The sequence below is a fragment of the Sphingobium fontiphilum genome (assembly GCF_014196635.1).
Classification (GTDB): Bacteria; Pseudomonadota; Alphaproteobacteria; order Sphingomonadales; family Sphingomonadaceae; genus Sphingobium; species Sphingobium fontiphilum.
Genome location: NZ_JACIEB010000007.1, coordinates 45,993 through 65,253, shown reverse-complemented (window position 1 = coordinate 65,253; position 19,261 = coordinate 45,993). Strand labels below are relative to the sequence as shown.

Annotated in this window: 13 protein-coding genes; 5 read left to right on the top strand and 8 right to left on the bottom strand. The window is 62.8% G+C overall.

Annotation, left to right across the window (positions count from 1 at the left end; all coding sequences use genetic code 11):
• Positions 1–112: 112 nt before the first annotated feature.
• The 5 genes from GGR44_RS14050 to GGR44_RS14030 all read right to left on the bottom strand — a co-directional run bounded on the left by GGR44_RS14050 (position 113) and on the right by GGR44_RS14030 (position 8,942).
• Positions 113–1,036: a zincin-like metallopeptidase domain-containing protein gene (locus GGR44_RS14050; RefSeq protein ID WP_183956154.1), complete on the bottom strand. Its 924-nt coding sequence runs from the start codon at positions 1,034–1,036 to the stop codon at positions 113–115.
• Between the two features lie 139 nt (positions 1,037–1,175).
• Positions 1,176–3,230 (bottom strand): ParB/RepB/Spo0J family partition protein, encoded by a 2,055-nt coding sequence (locus tag GGR44_RS14045; protein WP_183956153.1) that lies wholly within the window; start codon positions 3,228–3,230, stop codon positions 1,176–1,178.
• A gap of 123 nt (positions 3,231–3,353) precedes the next feature.
• Complete coding sequence (locus GGR44_RS14040; protein WP_183956152.1) at positions 3,354–7,571, bottom strand: strawberry notch-like NTP hydrolase domain-containing protein; 4,218 nt, start codon at positions 7,569–7,571, stop codon at positions 3,354–3,356.
• A 69-nt stretch (positions 7,572–7,640) separates the two neighbouring features.
• Positions 7,641–8,540 carry a DUF7146 domain-containing protein gene (locus GGR44_RS14035; protein WP_183956151.1) on the bottom strand — a complete coding sequence of 300 codons (900 nt, stop codon included), beginning with the start codon at positions 8,538–8,540 and terminating at the stop codon, positions 7,641–7,643.
• 81 nt (positions 8,541–8,621) lie between these two features.
• A complete protein-coding gene (locus GGR44_RS14030; RefSeq protein ID WP_183956150.1) occupies positions 8,622–8,942 on the bottom strand; it encodes a single-stranded DNA-binding protein in 321 nt (106 codons plus the stop codon).
• 739 nt (positions 8,943–9,681) lie between these two features.
• Between GGR44_RS14030 and GGR44_RS14025 the strand changes: the two genes are divergently transcribed.
• The 3 genes from GGR44_RS14025 (at position 9,682) to GGR44_RS14015 (ending at position 13,230) form a co-directional block, all read left to right on the top strand.
• Positions 9,682–10,776: a replication initiation protein gene (locus GGR44_RS14025; RefSeq protein ID WP_183956224.1), complete on the top strand. Its 1,095-nt coding sequence runs from the start codon at positions 9,682–9,684 to the stop codon at positions 10,774–10,776.
• A gap of 188 nt (positions 10,777–10,964) precedes the next feature.
• Complete coding sequence (locus GGR44_RS14020) at positions 10,965–12,167, top strand: AAA family ATPase (RefSeq protein WP_183956149.1); 1,203 nt, start codon at positions 10,965–10,967, stop codon at positions 12,165–12,167.
• A 46-nt stretch (positions 12,168–12,213) separates the two neighbouring features.
• A complete protein-coding gene (locus GGR44_RS14015; RefSeq protein WP_183956148.1) occupies positions 12,214–13,230 on the top strand; it encodes a ParB/RepB/Spo0J family partition protein in 1,017 nt (338 codons plus the stop codon).
• 57 nt (positions 13,231–13,287) lie between these two features.
• Here GGR44_RS14015 and GGR44_RS14010 read toward each other — a convergent pair whose 3' ends face one another.
• Positions 13,288–14,316: a hypothetical protein gene (locus GGR44_RS14010; RefSeq protein WP_183956147.1), complete on the bottom strand. Its 1,029-nt coding sequence runs from the start codon at positions 14,314–14,316 to the stop codon at positions 13,288–13,290.
• A 149-nt stretch (positions 14,317–14,465) separates the two neighbouring features.
• Here GGR44_RS14010 and GGR44_RS14005 point away from each other — a divergent pair, with 149 nt between their 5' ends.
• Positions 14,466–15,704 carry a site-specific integrase gene (locus GGR44_RS14005; protein WP_013039113.1) on the top strand — a complete coding sequence of 413 codons (1,239 nt, stop codon included), beginning with the start codon at positions 14,466–14,468 and terminating at the stop codon, positions 15,702–15,704.
• Between the two features lie 314 nt (positions 15,705–16,018).
• Here the strand turns inward: GGR44_RS14005 and GGR44_RS14000 are convergent, their stop codons facing one another.
• The gene (locus tag GGR44_RS14000; RefSeq protein WP_009824028.1) at positions 16,019–16,897 is read right to left on the bottom strand and encodes an AAA family ATPase; all 879 of its coding nucleotides are present in this window, start codon (positions 16,895–16,897) and stop codon (positions 16,019–16,021) included.
• A complete protein-coding gene (locus tag GGR44_RS13995; RefSeq protein ID WP_004212864.1) occupies positions 16,824–18,224 on the bottom strand; it encodes a Mu transposase C-terminal domain-containing protein in 1,401 nt (466 codons plus the stop codon). The genes GGR44_RS14000 and GGR44_RS13995 overlap by 74 nt, the downstream gene beginning before the upstream one ends.
• A 191-nt stretch (positions 18,225–18,415) precedes the next feature.
• Here GGR44_RS13995 and GGR44_RS13990 point away from each other — a divergent pair, with 191 nt between their 5' ends.
• The gene (locus GGR44_RS13990; protein ID WP_009824027.1) at positions 18,416–18,988 is read left to right on the top strand and encodes a recombinase family protein; all 573 of its coding nucleotides are present in this window, start codon (positions 18,416–18,418) and stop codon (positions 18,986–18,988) included.
• Positions 18,989–19,261 lie beyond the last annotated feature (273 nt).

The window sequence follows — 19,261 nt, the reverse complement described above, 5'->3', positions numbered from 1 at the left end:
TCTGGCGCGCTCAAAAGGCCGAAGGCGTCCTCTCCTCCCCCCTCCTTGCGGCGGCGGAACGCTGCGGCGATCCGGCGGTAGGCGCCGGGGTCGGGGCAGGCGATCGCCGCGATCATGCCGCTTCACGGATCTGTTCCTGGGCTTCGTCCGACGTGGCGAGGCCAGTTGCGCGGAGCAGAAAGGCGGCCGCCGCTTCGGCTTTTGCCGCAGCCGTCATGATGGCGCGGGCATCCTTGCGCAACACCGCGAGCCACGAGCCGATATATGCTGCATGATCGTCGATATGGGCGGTCGGGAGGCCAAGATCCGCGCCAAGCAGGGCGGATGTCATCTCGGCGCAAAGCTCTTCAAACGCATAGGCGTTGTCGCCGAATTTCCTGCCAAACTCTCGGTTGAGTCGGTCAGGATGGCCGGTCCAATGCCCTGCCTCATGCGCTAACGTCGAAGCGAAATACGCGCGGGTGGAAAACAACTCGACAGGCGGCATCGTGATGCTGTCGGCAACGCGGTCGTAGAAGGCGCGATCGCCGCGCTGGTAAACCCTCGCAGGAAGAGCATCGAGAAAGCGCTGTGCACGATCCGGCAGCGCGTCGTCGGGGGCGACGGCGCTGACGGCGCAGGGATAAAACTTCTCTGGCAGCCCATCAATCTGATCGGCATTGAAGACGGCGTAGGATCGCAGCACGCGGCGCATTTCGTCGGTGGTGTCGCCGGTAACGGGCGACTCCACGGTCTTGCTGTAGGATTTGTAGAAGATGGCGATCTGCGACCGCTCGCCTTCGCGGACCTGGCCGCCCAGCGCCTGCGACTGCTTGTAGGTCATCCAAGTGCGCGAATGGTAGCCCGCGCCTTCGGCGCAGAGCCACAGCCAGAAGCAATTAATGCCCTTGTAAGGGTCGCCGGTCGCGCGAAGTGGACGGCCGCCAAGGCCAGGTCGCCACGGCTTCACCCAAGGGCGCACGCCGGATTCGAGTTTGTCGATGATCGCGTTTGTGATGGTGTCGGCGGGCGACGATCTATCGGTGGTCTTTGCCACGGCACGTTCTCCTGATCTGGTAGAGGCGAGCCCGGAGCAGCGCCCTCCCCTCTGAAAGGCCGCCGTCCGGGCACAAAAGGAGGGGCGGCACTCCGCGAAGAGTGCCGCCCCCAGTCGCCTCGAACCGTGCAAGCGGGCGTCAGGCTGCCTCGCTCAAATCCTCCTGACCGTCATGTGTCGCGTCTTCGATGTCCGACTCGTCATCGCCATCCTCGCCGGGATCGACATCTTCGGTTTCGTCAACGAAGGTCGATCGCAGCGCGATGGTCTCGGGCTTTTCGATGGCGTCGAAGCGCATCGCATCCGGCAGCCAGGCCGCCGCTTTTTCGCGGACTTCGGCCTCGACGATCCCCTGTCCGTTGCAGAGCGAGGCGCAGGTTGCGGCAAGGTCGCCCTTCTTGGCGTCCTTGTAGCGGCCGCGCAGGATCGGCCCGCCGATGGCCTCGAGCGCTTCGAGCATGACGTCCTTTTTGACGCGGCCGAAGAAGTTTTCAGCCGTGGGGCGCCACCAATGCTCGACCTGAATGTCGAGCGCGCGACCAAGATGGTCATGGAACCCATTGGACCGTCCGCCCTCGGGAACGTTCAGGCTCGGCTCCAGCGTGCGTGCGATCGAGAAGGCCACCCAACTGCCGCGGGCCTCGTCGTCGAGCGCACGAAAGGCATCGAAACGTTCGGACATGGTCTTATGACCGGCCCAGCTCGTATCGAGACGCTGGCGCTGATCCTCGATGGCCTGCGACGCCATCGATCCTTCGTCGCGGAAGCCGAAGATCGGGAATTGGGCGCCGCTGGACTTGAGCGTCGAGTGGTTGCGGACGTAGTTCTGCTCGAAGACGACATTCTGCGCCATCAGGAAGATGGTGAGGTCCAGCGCCATCGCCGGATCACTGGCGATGTGAGCGACGAGGACCTGCCGGCGCTGGGTAGCCAGCTCGTCAATCAGGGTAGCGCTGAGTTTGGGTCCATGATCGATGTCGCCGGCGCCGTCGTCACCATTGCCACCGCCCGTCACCTTGGGCGGAGCATTCGGATCGACAACGGGCTTCTCGCTGAACATGCGGGTGTGAACGCGGGCTTCGCCATCACCGCCGATGTAGACAAACGTCCCGATCTGCGCCCGGACCGCCGGATCGATCTCGCGACGGGATTCCTCGATGCTTTCAAGCTCCCGTTCGATTTCGTCGAGACGATAGTTCGCGACCTCGGCTTCCGCCGTCCCATCGGTCAGTTCGCCTTCAAGCTGCTCGACGAGTTGGTCATTCTCGGCAGAAAGCGCTTCGACGCGCGCGCTTTCCGCTTCGCTAAGCGGCCGCGCGGGCGCGTGAAACTCATGAAGCTGACGCTCGAGATCGTAGGGAACGTGGGTGGCCGCAATCGGCGTCACGAATGCGAGGCCCTCGGCCTGCGCGAGTTCGGCGGCGGCCGCCTCCAGCTTTTTGCCGGCAAGATCTTCAAGAAGATCGACGTCGATCCAGTTCTCGTCCCCCTCGGCGGCAAAGAGATCACCCTCGATGCGGCCGCCTGCGGCGACATAGGCATCGCGACCGATGAACCGCGCCTTGGCATCGTTCGCCTTAATCGTCCCGTTGAGGATCGCACGCCGGATGTTGTCGGGCTGATCGCCATAATAGGAGGTACTCATCTGTGCGAACACGCGAGCCTGACGATCGATGTCGCTCGTCACGGCATACGCCTGAGCGACCCCCAGGGTGATTTCGCCGGCGGCGAGAGCCTGGAACACGCTTGGTGCAAGCTCGGCAAGCCGCACCCGCTGCTCGACGAAGCGGGTGGTGACGCCCTGTCGCTTGGCAACGTCCTCGGCGGTCATCCCCTTCTGGATGAGGAAGTTGAACGCGGTGCTTTCATCCGCCGGGTTCATCGGAACGCGCTGGAAATTCTCGGTGAGGCTCGCCTCGACCGAGTTGTCGTCGTCGCTCAGCACGAGGACGGGCACGACATGGTCGACCGGCAGAATGCCCTGCTCGATCAGGCTCTGGAGTGCGCGCAGCCGGCGCCCGCCCGCCTTGACGGTGAAATGGCCCGCTTTCTTGAGCGGGGTAACGATGAGGTTCTGCAACAAGCCTTGCGTCGCGATGCTGGCGGCTAGGGCGTCGATACCGGCGTCACGGCTCGATTTGCGGACATTGTCCTTCGACAGCGAGAGGTTCTTGACCTTCACGGACTGGATCATCTTTCGTCTCCATCTGGAACTGGCGCGCCGCCTCGACGGTCACGCGAGCCTGCTCATCAGGCCCACAAAGCCGAAGGCCCCCTCCCCTCTCCTGCGCTGGGCGCGGAGAGAGGACCTCGATCGTCAGGCGGCGATGCGCTCGATGACGGCAGCGGCATTCGCGACGGGAACGAACATCCGCGTCCTGTGCTGGATGATGTCGGTAAAACAGCCGGCCGCCTTGAGTTCGGCAAGCCGCGTGTGCGGCCAATCGAGCAGTTCGAGGCGCTGCTGGCCGGCGACCAGGCTGCGCTTGAGCCGGTAGGCTCCGACGGACGATATCTCGCCGGTGGCCATCACATGCTTTGCGGTATCGTCGCCTGACACGGTGATGGCGGCGTTGATCCCGAAGGCTTCCGCGAGCTTCGACACCAGCGGTGCAGGAACGATCCGGCCGAGGAAGGACTGGCCGTCATCGGTGTTCAGGCGCCAGACCTGAACATGATCGTCGGGCAAGCGATCCCAGACCGGCAGGAGCAGGCCTGCGACCAGATAGAGCGTGCTGGTGCGGGTCTTGTCCCGCATCTCCTCGACCTCAGCCTGCCACAGCGCCGAAAATTCCTCCTCGCTGGACTCTTCCCACATTGTTTCGAGCAGCAAATCCTGCCGCATCCGCTCGGAACGGGTCGGCCGAACCAACTCGTAGCGGCGAACGATCTCACCATCGTCATCGGTGAGCGAATAGGTGCTGCACCGGATCGCGGCCCTGCCAGACTTGCGATTGACGATCGGGCGCGAGTCGTCGCCGAGCATCCGCAACGCACGGTCGAGCGAAACCGGCTTGTAGCGCTCCTCCGTTTCGAGGCGCAGAATCTCGGTTTCTGCACCACTCGTCTGGTCGCGCCGGATGACCGTGCGATCAAGGATCGTGATGCGTTCGGCATTGATGCTTTCAACGCCGAGATCGAGCGTGCCGGCTTCGCGCGCCGCCTCGATCCGGGCCTCGATTAGACCCAGATATTCATCGAAGATCGCATTCTGCAACGCGATGCGCAGCGCGAGAATACGATTGAGCCAGCGCTGGATGGGCGGCAGCTCCTCCTTCAGCCCTCCGCCTTCGCCCTCCAGCTCAAGTCCGGTCAGGGTCTGGAATTCGCCAAGTGTGGTCGAGCGCAGTTTACCGTTGGCAAGCAGGCGGAACCATGTTTCGAGGGATTCCTTGGCATAGTCGCTTTCGAGATTGTCCCGCGGGTCGAACAGACCTTGGCCGCCTGTCTGACGCTGGCCCCGTGTCAGGGCACCAAGGCTATCGAGGCGGCGGGCAATCGTCGAGATGAAGCGCCGCTCGCCGCGGCAGTCGGTCGATACCGGACGGAACAGCGGCGCGGTTGCCTGGTGCGTGCGATGGGTGCGGCCGAGACCCTGGATGGCCGCGTCAGCGCGCCAACCGGGTTCGAGCAGATAGTGGTTGCGGCGCGACTGGTTCTCGGCGGTGAGACTCGCGTGATAGCTGCGCCCGGTGCCGCCTGCATCGGAGAAGATCAGGATCTTCTTCTCGTTCCGCATGAAGGCGTCGGTCTCGGCAAGGTTTGTTCGCGGCGAACGGCTCTCGATACGCTGGCGACCGTGCGCGTCGATGACGATGCGCCGGCTGCGTCCCGTCACCTCGGCGACGGCATCGGTCCCGAAATGCCCGATGATATGGTCAAGGGCGGACCCCACGATCGGCAGGGAGCAGAACCGCTCGACGAGATTGTCGCGCATTTCGAGCGCTTCCTGGCTGAAGATGGGACGCCCTTCCTCGTCGGACATAGGCTCGGAGCGGGTCTTGCCGGTGTCGTCGACGAAGGTCTTCATCTGACGGACGGGAAAGGCGGCCGTGAGATAGGACATGACGAACTCTTTGGGTGAAAGCTCTATATCCAGATTCGCCCGGTCCTCGGCGTTCAGCGCGGCCAGTGCCCGGTTGAGCATCGCCTCGGACGTCGAGACGAGCTGGATCACGACGCTCTCGCCCCGGGCCAGATCGGCGCGGATCGCCGGGATCAGCGAGGGCAGCTTCATGCCGATCAGGATTTGGCCGAAGAATCGCTGCTTGGTGGCTTCGAAGATCGACAGTGCCGCAGCCTTCGCGCCGCTGTTGTAGGTGTCGTTGGAGAAACTGTCCGTCACCCGGGTGGCATCGAGCGCGGTGCGCAAATTGGCGTGGATGATCGCCCACGCATCGGCATAGGCGTCATAGACCTCGACCTGATCGGGCGTCAGGCGATGTTCAAGGATGTCATATTCGACACCGGCGAAACTGAGCGCCCTGGCGACATAGAGGCCCTGCATCTTCAGGTCGCGGGCGATCAATTCCATCGCCGCGATCCCGCCACGCCGCAAACTGTCGACGAATGCGCGGCGATCGGCGAAGGCGGTGGTCGGACCCCACAGGCCAAGCCGGGTGGCATAAGCGAGATTGTTGACGTCCGACGCGCCGGTTGCCGACACATAGAGGACGCGGGCACGAGGCAGCAGGTTTTGCAAGCGCACGCCGGCGATGCCTTGATCGGATCCGTCCTTGGTGCCGAAACGGCCTTCGCCGCCGGCGACACCCGCCATTTCGTGCGCCTCGTCGAACACCATCATGCCGTCGAAATCGTCACCAACCCAGTCGAGGATCTGCTGAAGGCGAGTGCCCTTGTCCCCCCGGTTGGAGCGGAGCGTCGCATAGGTGAGAAAGAGCACACCCTCGGCCGCGCCTACGGCCGAGCCCAGTTTCCACTGGTTGAGATGCTGGATGTCGAGCGCAAGACCGCCGACCGCGGTCCAGTCGCGACGTGCATCCTCCAGCAGTGTCTCGGTCTTGGATATCCAGATGTGCTTGCGGCGCCCGCGCAGCCACTGGTCGAGGATGATGGCGGCAACCTGACGGCCCTTGCCGGCACCCGTGCCGTCGCCAAGGAAGAATCCGGTCCGGTAAGGGCGACCGTCCTTGTCCGGCGTGAGCGACAATCCTTCCTCGGCCGCCTTGAACAGACCGGAGATGTCGCGCTCGAAAGCGTCCCCGGCGTAGATCAGCGTTTCGAGCTGAGCGTCGGACAGCACCCGGTTGTCGACTACACCGGCCGGCAGCTTCGGAACGTAAGACGGCCGCGGTGCCGTAATCGAGCCCATGGCGATCGATTCCACCATAGCGGTCGGATGCGCGGATGCACAGGGAATGGCGATGCGGCTCGGCCTGTACGGCAAGTAAACACCGACCGCCTCGCCAGTAGGTACGGGTTCGGCAAAGACGTCGTAACCGATATCAAGCGCGCTGAGAGACTGGGCGGCCGTCGCGATGGGGGCCGAAAGCCGGGGCCTGCTCGAAAGACCGCCAAGCAGGGATGCGCGCGCACGGGTTGGTGCAAGGCGCGCTGGGGAGAGTCGCGGTGTTTCCGTGACGCTGGCGGCGGAAGTGATGATCGTCGCGAGCGCTTCGGGGAGTGAGTTGCACCGAACGATAGCGACGTCATCCTGGAAGCCTTTTTCCAGAACAATGAGCTTCACGATCTGGCTGGTGCCATGTTTGGCATAAGCATTGGCGGGCAGTTCGACGTGGAGCGTGATCCCACAGCCCTCGGTCGCCTTCGCCCAGGCGCGGCTCGATGTATCCACGCGATCGGGAAGGATAGCAGCGCAGCGCCCCCCGGCATCAAGCCGTTTCAGAGCGGAGCGCAAGTGGCGGAACGCGGCAAGCGGGTCGGCATGTCGACCGATGCTGCGAGAGAAGGGAGGGTTGATGAGCACGGCGGTCGGGCGGATCGACAGCGGCAGCAGATCGTTGATGAGTTCGCCATCGTGGCGATTGACCGGTGCGGTGGGGAATGCTGCCTGGAGCATGTCAGCGCGCGCGGGATCGATCTCGTTGAGGACAAGTTTGGCGCCAGCGCGCGCGGCGAAAACGGCCAGAAGCCCGGTGCCGGCGGAGGGCTCCAGGACGGTATCGGCTGTGGTGATGCGGACGGCGAGTGCGGCAAGGTAGCCAATCGTGGCCGGTGTCGAAAATTGCTGGAGCGCGATCTGCTCTTCGCTGCGCACAGTATGCGTCGGGAGGGATGCGGTGAGCGCGGTCAGGGCCGCCAGGCACTCGGCGGGCTCTTGCGGCAGGTCGAGCTTGGCGAGGTGCAGGACCTGGGCCAGCTCCAGCACATCATAGGCATCGCGGAGTGACCAACGCCCGTCAGCGGCAGTTGAACCATACGCGGCTTCCATCGCCTGGAGCAGGCCAGGTCGGTCCACGCTGTCGCCTTTGCGCAGCTCGGCATAGACCGCGTTTGCGGCGGTAATGGATGGTTCGGTAAAATCGAGTTCGAGAGCAGCGGCTGAGGTGCGCATTGTAGGCCTCCATTGCATCGTCCGGTGCCCATCACCGGATCAACAAGCCGGAGGCCTCCTCTCCTCTCGTCAGTGGGAGTGGAGTTGGATCACGGTGCGAGGAATGGCGTTGCGGGCAAGCCGATCGCGCAGTGCATCGTTCCAGTCGTCATGCTCTGATGGGAGCCACTCCTCGACCCTTCGCCCGTTGGCACTGAGGTGCTCCCCTGCCCTCTTCAGGCAAATCTTCGCCGCCTTGTTCCGCTGACCGAACACGATGACGCGCTTTACATGGGACGGTATGCCGACATGGGCATAGCGCTCGGCACCGAGCACCGCCCAAACCGGCAGTTGAAACCAGTCAATGGCGGACAGGGCATCTTCGATCCCTTCGGAGATGCCCAGAACGTCATCCGGCTCACCAAACCGCACGCTGCCCGAACCGAGCAAACCCAGCGCGAGCTTGGGCTTGCGGAAGGGGCGTCGCAAAATGTTTGTGGGATCGAGGAAAGTCCGGTGGACCGCGACCAGGCCAAGCTCATTTCTCACTGCGGCGATCATTGCGGGAAGGCTGCGCCGATCCTTCCCCTTTCCTATGATCGTCTGTGGGTTGAAGCGAAGGTCAGGCGTCGGCGCATAAAGGCCCCGAGCATGAAGATAGGCTTCAGCCGGTGTGCCGGCGATGGGGATGCTGTGCTGCCATAATGACCTGGCTAAACCGCTCAGATCGCGTGACGCCGCGCGCAGTTCGACATGGACTGGCTTTCGATCGTGCAAACCCTGACGATCGAGAGCCTTGAGGACATCGGTCGATGTGCATCCCGCGAAGCATTTGAACAGGATCGCCTTGGTGCCGAGGCGGACCGAAAGACTAGGGGAATGATCGTCATGGGCGGGGCAACGGCACTCTCCGCGCGATCCAGACCAGCGTCCGCCCAGGCTCTCGACGATCTGCTTGGCGCGAACGGCGGCGTCGATTGTGGCTGGCATAAGCGAAACTCCTATCGAAATTTAGGTTCGCTCCGCGCATGCCCCCTCCCCTCTTGCCCGATCGGCGCTGCCTCCTACGACCTATGCCGCTTTTGCCGCGAGCACACCGAACTCTTCGACGATCCGGTCGGTCGTGTAGTGGGTGGTGCCATCGCGCTCGTAGGAGGTGTCACGGAGCCGTCCGGCAATCCGCACGAGGTCGCCAACCTGGGCCTTTTCATCGATATATTTCCGCTGGCCGTCGCTGAAAATGACGACGCGGTTCCAGTAGCTGTCATCGATCCACTGGTCGCCTTCTGCGCGGCGGCGATAGTTCGCGCATACTGAGATGTTCGTGACCTTGGGCTTGGCGTCGATCTCACCGATCCGGCCGATGATCTCGAATTTGGCAAAATTGATCATGTGACCTCCTCACTGCGTCCACCCAGCGGCGACGAGCGGTGGTTCAGTTGCTGTCATCTCGTCGCTGGGCGGATCTGCCAAGGATCGAGACCGGGATGTTATCGTGGAACACCGGTCAGGCGGTATCCCCCCAGCAAGGGGGGAATCGGTTATGCTGTCCGAACTAAAGGGTCCGCGAATCGCCCGCGTGTTCTTTTAGAATTAATCTAAAACAACGCCGCTGCTCGCAGCGGAAGGATTCATGATTCTAAGTGATTCAGATTCGGTGCCGAAAAAACATGCAATTTCAACGATCTGCCGCGTTTGTCCTGACCGCACGGGGGATTTTGCCTGACCTGGCGGGGGCGTCATCCTGACCGGTCGGGGGTAGATAGCTGACCTATTGGGGCTATCCTGACCGATTGGGGGCAATGGCTTTTGGCGGCCCCGCGCTGGGGAATAATGTCATTCTGCCGCGTTTATCGAGCATCAGCGAGCCGAAAACGGGCGGAACGCGAATCGTACTGCGACTCGGCAGAATCCGAGGGGTTTTACGGGAGTGTCACCAGGTTCTAACCTGACCGGATGGGGGCGACAGAAAGTGTTTATGCCTGTCCTGCCTTGACGAGAGAGGACAGGTCAGGCAGCAGTTAGGCGAATCTGCCAATATGCGTTCGGCCTATATGACATGGAACACGCGGAAAATCTAAGCGCCGATGCAGCGCAAGAGGCGCAAGCCGATTCGGCGCCGGGCCGTGCCATGCGAGTCGCGGCGGCTTTGCAAGCGAAGGGTGGCGAGGAGTTCGCCAAACCCGGCAGCATCGTTGAGATCAAATTCGTGAAAGGCCAGTCGCTCAGCCTTACGGCGTCGCGATTGCTTGCCTTGATGATTCTGACCGCAGGTGGCGATGCCTGGCAAGATCGGCCGCATCGGATGCGCAAGGCCGATATTCGCCGCGGTCATAAGGGTAATGAACGAATCTCCGACATGTTGGAGGAACTTCACCGGACCTTGTTTGCGATCGACGACCGGTCCTGGCGCGGCAAGAAAGCGACGCTGCGCTTTTCCCTTATTTCGTCGTCTCGCGAAGAAGCGGAAGATACAGACGGTGCGGATGCGGGCTGGATCGAATGGGAGTTCACACCGGACGCGCGCAAGCTCATCCAGGAGTCTGAGAGTTATGCCGTTCTCAACCGGCAGGCAGTTCTGGGCTTCCGCTCAAGCTATGCGCTCAAGCTCTATGAGATTGGATCGCTGCGGCTCCATCGTCGCCAGTCAACCTGGAAGGGCGATATGGCAGCGCTGCGTGCAGCGCTGGGCATATCGCCTGAGGTGTATAAGGATTTCGCGCAACTCCGTCGCAAGGTGCTTGAGAAGGCAAAAGCTGAGATCGATCAGCTCGCTCACTTCCGAGTTGAGTGGAAGGAGATACGGCAAGGCCGAACGGTGACCGAGATCGAGTTCCGTTTCGAACCGAAGGACGCGCCAGCGCAGATCGCGACCGTCGATGAGATTGAGCGGCACTCGACAGGACGCAAGGCGCGCAGGGAAGGGGCTGTAGAGACCCTCGCCGACACGGTGGAAGTGGGATCGGTCGTCAAGGCTGCCATCAGCGCGCTTGTCACACCCGAGAAGAACTCCGAGATCATCTTCCCGGAAGGAACGATCCGTTTCAACGCCGAGACCTTAGCGGCTATCGCTCGATCGAACGGTGGCGGGTGGGATATCGATCTCATCGCTGACGCATATCGCCAGCAGATGGGCGACCGTCTGGCGAAACTCAAAGGTGCGAAGTTGCTGAGTTCCTGGACCGGCTTTTGCGAGAGTTTCGTTGCGCGGAGGGGGCGTCCCTAACGAAAATTGCACCGGTGCAATTTCCTTCGCCCCCACCGAGTCAGGATAGACCCTTGGATAAGCGGTGATTGGCGATATTCAGGCGATATGCCGACCATGTTGCGCCGCGACTTTCGAAATACCGCTTCTATTTGACGGAAAAGCGCAAGTAGCGCTACAGTACCCCGAATTTCGCAAAGGGGCGCCCTGTGGCAGCATCACTAGACATCGACGATACCCACGATCTTCTATCGGTGGCTACGCTTGCCCAGCGCACGTCCTCGGTGCTGGAGCGGCTTCGCGATTCGGCGCGCAGCGCGCGGGCGGATGATCGTCGTGAGCCCACTTTCCCAATAGGAAAGGCGGCCGACCTGGTCGGGCGGACGCCTGCAGCGATCCGCGACGCAGAAAAGGACGGGCGACTTCCGCCGCCGCCGCGAACCGAGAATAATCGCAGAGTAGGTTATACGCTCGCGCAGCTCAATGATATGCGGGGCCTGTTCGGCACGAGACCTTGGCGGGCAGCAGACGACCCGTGCTGTGTCGTTGCTGTCCAGAACTTCAAGGGAGGTGTCGGCAAGTCGACCTTGTCGGTGCATCTTGCCCAGTATCTCGCTATCCAGGGCTATCGGGTCGCGTTGATCGACTGCGATAGCCAGGCCTCCGCGACGACTCTGTTCGGCTATGTGCCGGATCTCGACCTCACCGAGGACGACACGCTCTATCCGTTTCTCCGCCAGGAGGAAATGACCTCGCTCGAATATGCACTGCGTAAAACGCATTTCGATGGCCTTGAACTAATCCCTGCTAATTTGCGGCTGTTCCAGTCGGAATATGAGATCGCCGCCCGGATGGCGCGCGGGCAGGGGGGGCTTATCGATCGCCTCTCTCAAGGCATCGCTAGCATTGCTGATCGCTTCGATGTCATCGTCCTTGATCCGCCCCCAGCCCTTGGCGCCATATCCTTGTCGGTTTTGCGCGCCGCGAATGCTCTCGTTGTGCCGGTGCCTCCAACCGTCATGGACTTTTCTTCGACCGCGGCGTTTCTGGCGATGCTGGATGAGACCATCGAGACGCTGGCCGAACGCGGCTTTGCGCCGACTCTCAAATTCCTGCGCTTTGTTGCCTCGAAGGTCGACGAGAACAAGTCGATGCAGAAGGAGCTGCTCAATCTGATGCGGACGTTGTTCGGTCACGCGATGGTGCGTACGCCGCTTAAGGATTCTGCTGAGATCGACAATGCGACGGCTCGTCTAATGACCGTTTATGAACTCGATGGCCCCGTCACAAGCAGTGCGGTGCGCAACCGCTGCCTCACTTATCTCGATGGCGTCAACGCTGAGCTGGAATTGGATATTCGCGCCATGTGGCCCAGCCACTTAGGCCGTTTGCGAAAGGAAGGTTTGGCATGAGAAGCAAAAATTGCACCGGTGCAATTCCGGGTAGAGGGTCGGCATTATGAGCAGAAAGAATGCGAGTTTCGCGGCTGACTTGGCAGCCGGAATAAATCTGCCTGAAGATGGTGCGCCCGCCCCGCGTCGTCCCGGCCTTGGTTCGAATGTATTGACTGGAAGAGAGAACCGCTTGGCCGAATTGGCAGCGGGATCGGTCGTCAGTCGCACGCATGAATTGGTCGATCCCGCTCGATGTCGAATGTGGGCGGGTCACAACCGGGAATATGCGCTCCTAAACGAGGAGCGATGCGCCGATCTCATCGAGAGTATAAAGGCACAGGGACGCCAGGAAATGCCGGCAATTGTGCGCCGTGTGCGTGGCGAACCAGACTATGATTTTGAGGTGATCTGCGGTGCGCGGCGTCATTGGTCGATCAGCTGGCTGCGTAGCCACAATTACCCCGACTTCCGGTTCCTGGTCGATATCCGCGAACTGTCGGATGAAGAAGCGTTTCGCATAGCGGACATCGAAAACAGAGCCCGCGAAGACCTGAGCGATCTGGAACGCGCTCGTGATTATCTCCGCGCGCTCGAAGCCTATTACGAGGGCAGGCAAAAGATCATGGCGGAGCGGATTAACGTCACGGAAAGCTGGTTGAGCCGTTATCTTGATCTCGCGCGTCTCCCGGTGGAATTGATGGTCGCCTTTCCCAATCCACAGGATTTGCGGATCAAGCACGTCACAACGATCAAGCCATTGCTGAAGCCGGACGATCGTCGCCAACGCGTATTTGCCGAAGCGGCCGCGCTCAGTGCTCGATCGGGAGGGGAGGGCGCTCCCATGGCTGTGCCGGAGATCGTTCGTGCATTGTCGCTGGCGGCCGATCCCCCCAAAAGGTCAGGACCCCCCAAGAAGTCAGGAATGGCGCAGATTGTATCGAGCGAGACAGGGAAAGCTGTGCTTCGCATCGAGGGCACTGATCGCAAGGGAATTCGCCTGACACTTCTCAATAGGGGTGGGGCCTCTCGGGAGGATGCCGAGAAGGCCATTCGCGAGGTGCTTGACGCGCACTGGGCCTGAAGTGGGCCGACGCAACAACGGGAGGCGTGACATCGAGCGGTCACGCCCCGCTACAACTCAATCAGTGGGGTGTGCCGAGACATCGACACCGAGGCCAGCTAGCATCGAATCGAGTTCGGCCATTTCACGATCAAACTCTGCGAGCGCAGGTACAAAATCTGGGAGCGCCCGGGGCGGGGCAGGGGGACGCCCTATCGGACGGATACCAAACCCGAAGGCGATAGCCAGATCGCGCGTCATATAGGTCCGCCAAGCCTGACGACCGCTCACCTCCACTAGAAGGTCCAGTTCTGCCGCGCGAGAAAGCAGCTTACCGGCACCAGAGATCGTCACATCCAATCGCCCGGCGAGCATCCGAGGACTGACGACGGGGACAAACTGGACAAGGCTGAGCAATTCCAGGAGCTTGCCAGGGCGGTGCGCGCCATGGAGGGCTGCGGCGGCGCGTAAGCGGTCTTCCTCGAGCGCCTGTAGCCTCACCAAGCCCTCTTTCGCCCGCTCGGTGAGCGACCGGAGGTTGCGCAGGAGTATGGCCTGCGTGTCGCGCGGCGAGAGGCGAAGCGCTTTGTCGCCAATGGTCAGGCACGGCAGCACGGCTTGAGTGATCTTCATCGATCGCAGGAGCCCGGGGACGGCAAGCCACGGCGTGATCGTGCTATCTGCGCGGGAGCGCCGGGCCGTAATCTCAAGCGCGCGGAGGAGGGCTGGCCGCTGGTTCCAATCTTCTGGGACGTCCGTTGAGATCGCCAACTCGTCTCGCCAATAACGGGATTCGCGCTGGGCCAATTGCCGCTGCCAAATCGGAAGCGCATCACGATCGTCCAGATTGGTAGGCACCGGCCGGCGACCGGGCAGATTGACGGCGCATTCCCGTCCGAAAATATCAATTTCGTCAATCTCGGCACCCTGCACCCGCAGCGCCGTGGTATAGCCGGTCCAGGTGGCGCGTCGCTGCCACGGCGCAGCGGCAGGACTGGCAGAAACACGGGCATCGAGGCGGCCTATCGCCGCTGCCGCCCGTTCCAGACGAGCGACGAGCCTGGAGGTCCAAATTGGCTCTGAGAGGTCTGGCAGGGCAACAGGCATGGCATAAATATATCCGCAAAGTAGCCATAGCGTCTACCATGCTGTTGCTCCTTAAAAATGGACATGTGATAATTGCAGTTATCACATAAGCAGATTTGACCGTTCTTTATAAGGTGGGCTACAAGCGCGGCTGAGGAGCGAGGCGCGTCGTGAGCACCGAAACCGCCCGGGAAGGGCCAGAAATCCCCGTAGCGCCGCCTGAGGCTGTCCTGCCGGCCGTCAGGGCGCCGGCCGACCTTGCGTGGACGATCGTGCAGATGCGCGCCGGCGAGCGCATCACCGTCAACGAGGGCCTGATCGCCGCCTATCAGGCCGCTTCATCGCCCCATAGCATCCGTGCGCTCAAGTCCGACGTCGAGGCGTTCGATGCGTGGTGTAGGCGCAACAACCGGATCGCGCTGCCGGCCACGCCCGAGACCGTGGCCGATTATCTCGACGCGCGGGCCGGGAAGGGGAGCCGGCCGGCCTCGCTATCCCGCTACAAGGCGTCGATCGCCAAGATCCACCAGCTGCTCGAGCTCAAGGATCCGACGCCGGCGCCGCTGGTGAAGCTGCGGCTCCAGACGGTGCGCCGCGAGAAGGGGGCTGCGCAGAAGCAGGCGCGGCCGCTGCGGTTCAAGGGCCCGGTGCGCGACGTCGAGCGCGACAAGGCGCGGGGGCTCAACATCCGCGCGCTGCTCGAGAGTTGTGGCGAGGATCTGCCGGGGCTGCGTGATCGGGCGCTGCTATCGGCCGCTTATGACACCGGGCTGCGCGCCTCCGAACTGGTGGCGGTCGCCATTGAGCATATTGAGGAGGCGATCGATCCCGAAGCGCGGCTGCTGCAGATTCTGCGTCATAAGGGCGATCAAGACGGGGAGGGGGCGACCGCCTACCTCAGCCCGCGCACCGTCGCGGCGATCGCGGCGTGGACCGAAGCGGCGGGGATCACGACAGGGCCGCTGTTCCGGCGGGTGCAGGTGCGGCGCTACAAGGCGCGGGCAGCCGTGCGCGGTCGGCCGATCGACAGCATCTCGGGCCGGGAGACGTGGGATCTGCGCAAGACGCTGTCCAAGCCGGCGGTGAAGGCGCGCGTCGAATATGACATCGGCACCGTGGCGCTGCACCCGGGCTCGATCGGACCAATCTTTCGGTCGATCATCGGCCGCGCGTTCGACCGTGGCGCGCTGCCCGATTTGACGGCGGACGATCTGGCGCGGTTGCTGAAGGGGATCAGTGCGCACTCGACGCGGATCGGGCTCAATCAGGACCTGTTCGCCAGCGGGGAGGATTTGGCCGGCATCATGGACGCGCTGCGGTGGAAGTCGCCGCGGATGCCGCTCGCTTATAATCGCAATCTCGCGGCAGAGCAGGGGGCGGCGGGGCGCCTTATGGCGAAGATTGGCTAGTCATGACGGCCTAAATAGGTCTTTGGATGATGCCGTGCGACCACACGACGGCGGCAGGTAGATCGAGGGATTTGCGCAGCGGCAAGAACCGGAGAAGGGAGGCTGAGCCCCCGGGGTCTTGAGCTACAACGTTAAGCCTAAGAAACGGGCAGGGGCCTGGTAGCGCGTAGTGTATGAGCGAAGCCACCATCGCTCAAACTCATCAGCACAGTCCAATTTCGAAGAGGAAACAAGAAAGTGGTTCCGGAAACGGTATGGATCTTATCCTGTGTAAACGCTCGCGCTAAATGGCGGCGTTCTGATCGCGCTATTTGTCAGTTGCCGGGTCCGATGACGAGGCAATCGCGCGCGGCCTGAACGATGTCAGCGGTGACCTCCTCGACGCGGTTGAGGGTCATGATCCGCCGCATCTGCGCGAACAGGCGCTCCATGAGCCGGAAGTTGCCGCGCGTGATGCGGATCACGGCTGCCTGCGCTTCGATCGCGTCGAGTTGGGCCGGGTCGAAGCTGATCCCGAAATCGCCGGCGTGGGTCGCGAGCAGCAGCCGCATTTCGGTCTCGGTAAGCGGTTTGAACTCGTGGACGAAGCCGATCCGCGAGTAGAGCTGGGCATAGCGGGCGAGGCGCTTCTCCAAGCCCGGCATACCCATCAGGATCAGCCCGAAGCCGTGGCGATCGGCCATGTCGCGGAGATGTTCGAGCGACTTTATGGTCAGGCGGTCGGCCTCGTCGACGATGACGAGGGGGCAGGCGATGCGGGCGGCGTCATGGGTGATTTCGTCCTGCGAGCCGCCCGCGACCGTCAGCCGGGCATAGCCCAGCTTAATGAGGTTGAGGCCCAACACCGCGTCGATCGTCTTGGGCGTGTTGCTGACCGACACGGTGTAGAAGACGGCGCGGCAGCGAGCGACCTTTTCGCCAAGGAGCGCGGCAATGGGACGGAGCGCGGCATATTCCCCCAGGTCGGGGAAGCTGGAAAACTCGCGCGCCGATCGCGTCTTTCCGACGCCCGGCCGGCCATGACACACGCCGATATAGCGGTAGTGCGCGCAGGCTTCGGCAAACTCGACGAACCGGGCATGTTCGCGGGTCGCCAGGAACGGCTGCTCGACCAGGAACTCAATCGTCAGCGGCGTAGAGCCGGAGCCCTCGGTAGGTGGTGGGCCGGGAAGCCGTATCCTCTTGGTCGCCATCGAAGGTCTCCGTGGGGGCAGGCACCTGCTTGTCGCGCTCCTTCGCGCCGCGCCGGGCGCGCTGGATCGCGCGCAACGACGGGTGCCCAGCGTGCTCGGAGCTGAGCGCACGGCAGACGAACCGGCCCTGGTGGTAGACGTGGATCTCGGTCAGGTCGCGGGGGTCATAGACCGCCTCGACCTGCTCGCCGACGAAGGCCGCGAGCGTGGGTTCGACATAGCGCCTGCCCATCAGACGGATGCCGTCGCGCAGCACTTTACGGGGCTTGGGCACGTGCACGAGCAGCATGTCGAGCTGTTCAAGGCTGTCGGGCATTGCGGGCAGGAACCCGCCCTTCTGCCAGCGCGTGATCGGCGGTTCGCCGGTGCTGCCATGCGGGCGACGATGATAGACGCCGCACACGAACGCCTCGAAGCGGGCGCGCAGCTCGTCGAGCGTGAGCACTGGCGCCGACAGCGGCTTGCCCGCGATCAGGTGGCCGGGCAGGTCGGGCAGGAACATGTCGTTGATGGTGCGGAACAGCCGCTCGATCTTGCCGCGCCCGCGAGGACGCCCCGGCAGCGAATGGATGAGGCGGATTTTGAGGGCGATGCACGCCTGCTCGATATGCTCGGAGATGAAATCCGAGCCGTTGTCGACGTAAAGCTGTTCGGGAATGCCGCTGACGATCCATTCGGGATTGGGCTTGCGCCAGATCGCCTGCCGCAAGGCGAGCGCCGTGTTGAGGGCACTGGGGGCATCGAGGCTGAGGAAGTAACCGGCGATGGCTCGGCTGTGATCGTCAACGATGACGGTCAGCCAAGGACGCACCGGGGTTCCGGCATCATCGAGCACGAGAATGTCGAGAACGGTATGATCGGCCTGCCACATCTCGTTCGAGGTCGCGGCTTCGCGCCGATGCACTAGCTCGTGCTGGTCGCGGTAGACGGCCGGATCGGAGGCTGCGGCGATCTGGCTTGCCGGTATCGCCCTGACGACACGCGCGACGGCCGCATAGCTGGGGGTTCGGTGTCCATGCGCGATGGCGAGTTCCTGCACCTTTCGGTGAATGGCGGCGACCGGGGGTCGCGGGCGCTTGGTGGCGAGAGTGCGGGTCAGTTCGACCAGATGTTCCGGCAGGTGCAGCCTGCCCCGATCGTTGCGCGGCAGACGCGCGAGACCGGCAAGTCCTTCGGCACGGTAGCGCCCGAGCCAGCGCTGCAACGTCCGCTCGCTCAGCGTGCCGGTGCGGGCGAGGTCCGCGAGCGGGATGCCATCGGCGAGGTGCGGTTCAAGGACGCGGTAGCGCTCGATCGCCAGCGGCGGGACAAGCGCCGGATGCGTCACCGCCGGCGGTCCGTGTCGCAGGTAAGGAAAACGGAGATTTGCCTGCCCATCGCCATGCGAGTCCGCTCGCGTTGCCAAACCGGCCTGTTCGACGTAAATCTACCCGGTAAAGAAAACTAGGGCAACATAGACCTGCCGATGACGACTTTCTTCCCAAACCGCGCCCGATCGGGGCGCCACCGGCCCTACGCATGAAAATCGGTTACGCCCGCGTATCGACCGCCGAGCAGAACCTGGACCTCCAGCGTGATGCGCTGAAGGCTGCCGGCTGCGAGAAGGTCATCACCGACAAGGCCTCCGGGGCGACTGCCGCTCGCCCTGGATTGGAAAAGGTGAAGGAGCTGCTTCGCGCCGGCGACACACTGGTGGTCTGGCGCCTCGACAGGCTCGGCCGCTCGCTCCGTGATCTGATCGGATGGATGACCTACCTCGACGAGGAAAAGGTCGGGCTGCTGAGCCTGCACGAGGCGATCGACACGACCACCACGTCGGGCAAGCTTACCTTCCACCTGTTCGGGGCATTGGCGGAGTTCGAGCGCAACCTGATCCGCGAGCGGACCCAGGCCGGTCTCACCGCAGCCCGCGCTCGCGGCAAGAAGGGTGGCCGGCCGGCCGCACTCGGCAAGGACAAGCGCGACCTGCCCGTCAGGCTCTACCACGAGAACACGATGCCGATCGCCAAGATTTGCTCGATGCTCGGCATCTCCAAGCCAAAACTCTACGCCTATGTGCGATCGGCCGAGACCAAGCCGGTAGCCGCGTAGCGACGCTCGCCGACAAATAGCGCGATCAGAATGCCGCCACTTAGCGCGAGCGTTTACACCGTTCGCGGTCCCGATCGGCCCAGCGTCCCCCGGAACCGTTCGTTATCGGGAAGGCATCTAAGCGGTCTGCACCATCCTTCATCTAAAGTTCTCCAAGCGCTTCTGAGGATTTTCGGGCGCACCAAAAGCACTTGCTCCTCCAGTGGCTGGAGCATGTAACCGCAATTTGCTCTCCTGCGGACGGGGGGGCTGGAGGTGGCTTTTTGACGGCCC

Excerpts from the sequence above, each read along its gene's own strand:
- GGR44_RS14045 (WP_183956153.1), bottom strand. The coding sequence starts at position 3,230 with ATGATCCAGTCCGTGAAGGTCAAGAACCTCTCGCTGTCGAAGGACAAT.
- GGR44_RS14040 (WP_183956152.1), bottom strand. The coding sequence starts at position 7,571 with ATGCGCACCTCAGCCGCTGCTCTCGAACTCGATTTTACCGAACCATCC.
- GGR44_RS14035 (WP_183956151.1), bottom strand. The coding sequence starts at position 8,540 with ATGCCAGCCACAATCGACGCCGCCGTTCGCGCCAAGCAGATCGTCGAG.
- GGR44_RS14030 (WP_183956150.1), bottom strand. The coding sequence starts at position 8,942 with ATGATCAATTTTGCCAAATTCGAGATCATCGGCCGGATCGGTGAGATC.
- GGR44_RS14025 (WP_183956224.1), top strand. The coding sequence starts at position 9,682 with ATGCGAGTCGCGGCGGCTTTGCAAGCGAAGGGTGGCGAGGAGTTCGCC.
- GGR44_RS14015 (WP_183956148.1), top strand. The coding sequence starts at position 12,214 with ATGAGCAGAAAGAATGCGAGTTTCGCGGCTGACTTGGCAGCCGGAATA.
- GGR44_RS14010 (WP_183956147.1), bottom strand. The coding sequence starts at position 14,316 with ATGCCTGTTGCCCTGCCAGACCTCTCAGAGCCAATTTGGACCTCCAGG.
- GGR44_RS14000 (WP_009824028.1), bottom strand. The coding sequence starts at position 16,897 with ATGGCGACCAAGAGGATACGGCTTCCCGGCCCACCACCTACCGAGGGC.
- GGR44_RS13990 (WP_009824027.1), top strand. The coding sequence starts at position 18,416 with ATGAAAATCGGTTACGCCCGCGTATCGACCGCCGAGCAGAACCTGGAC.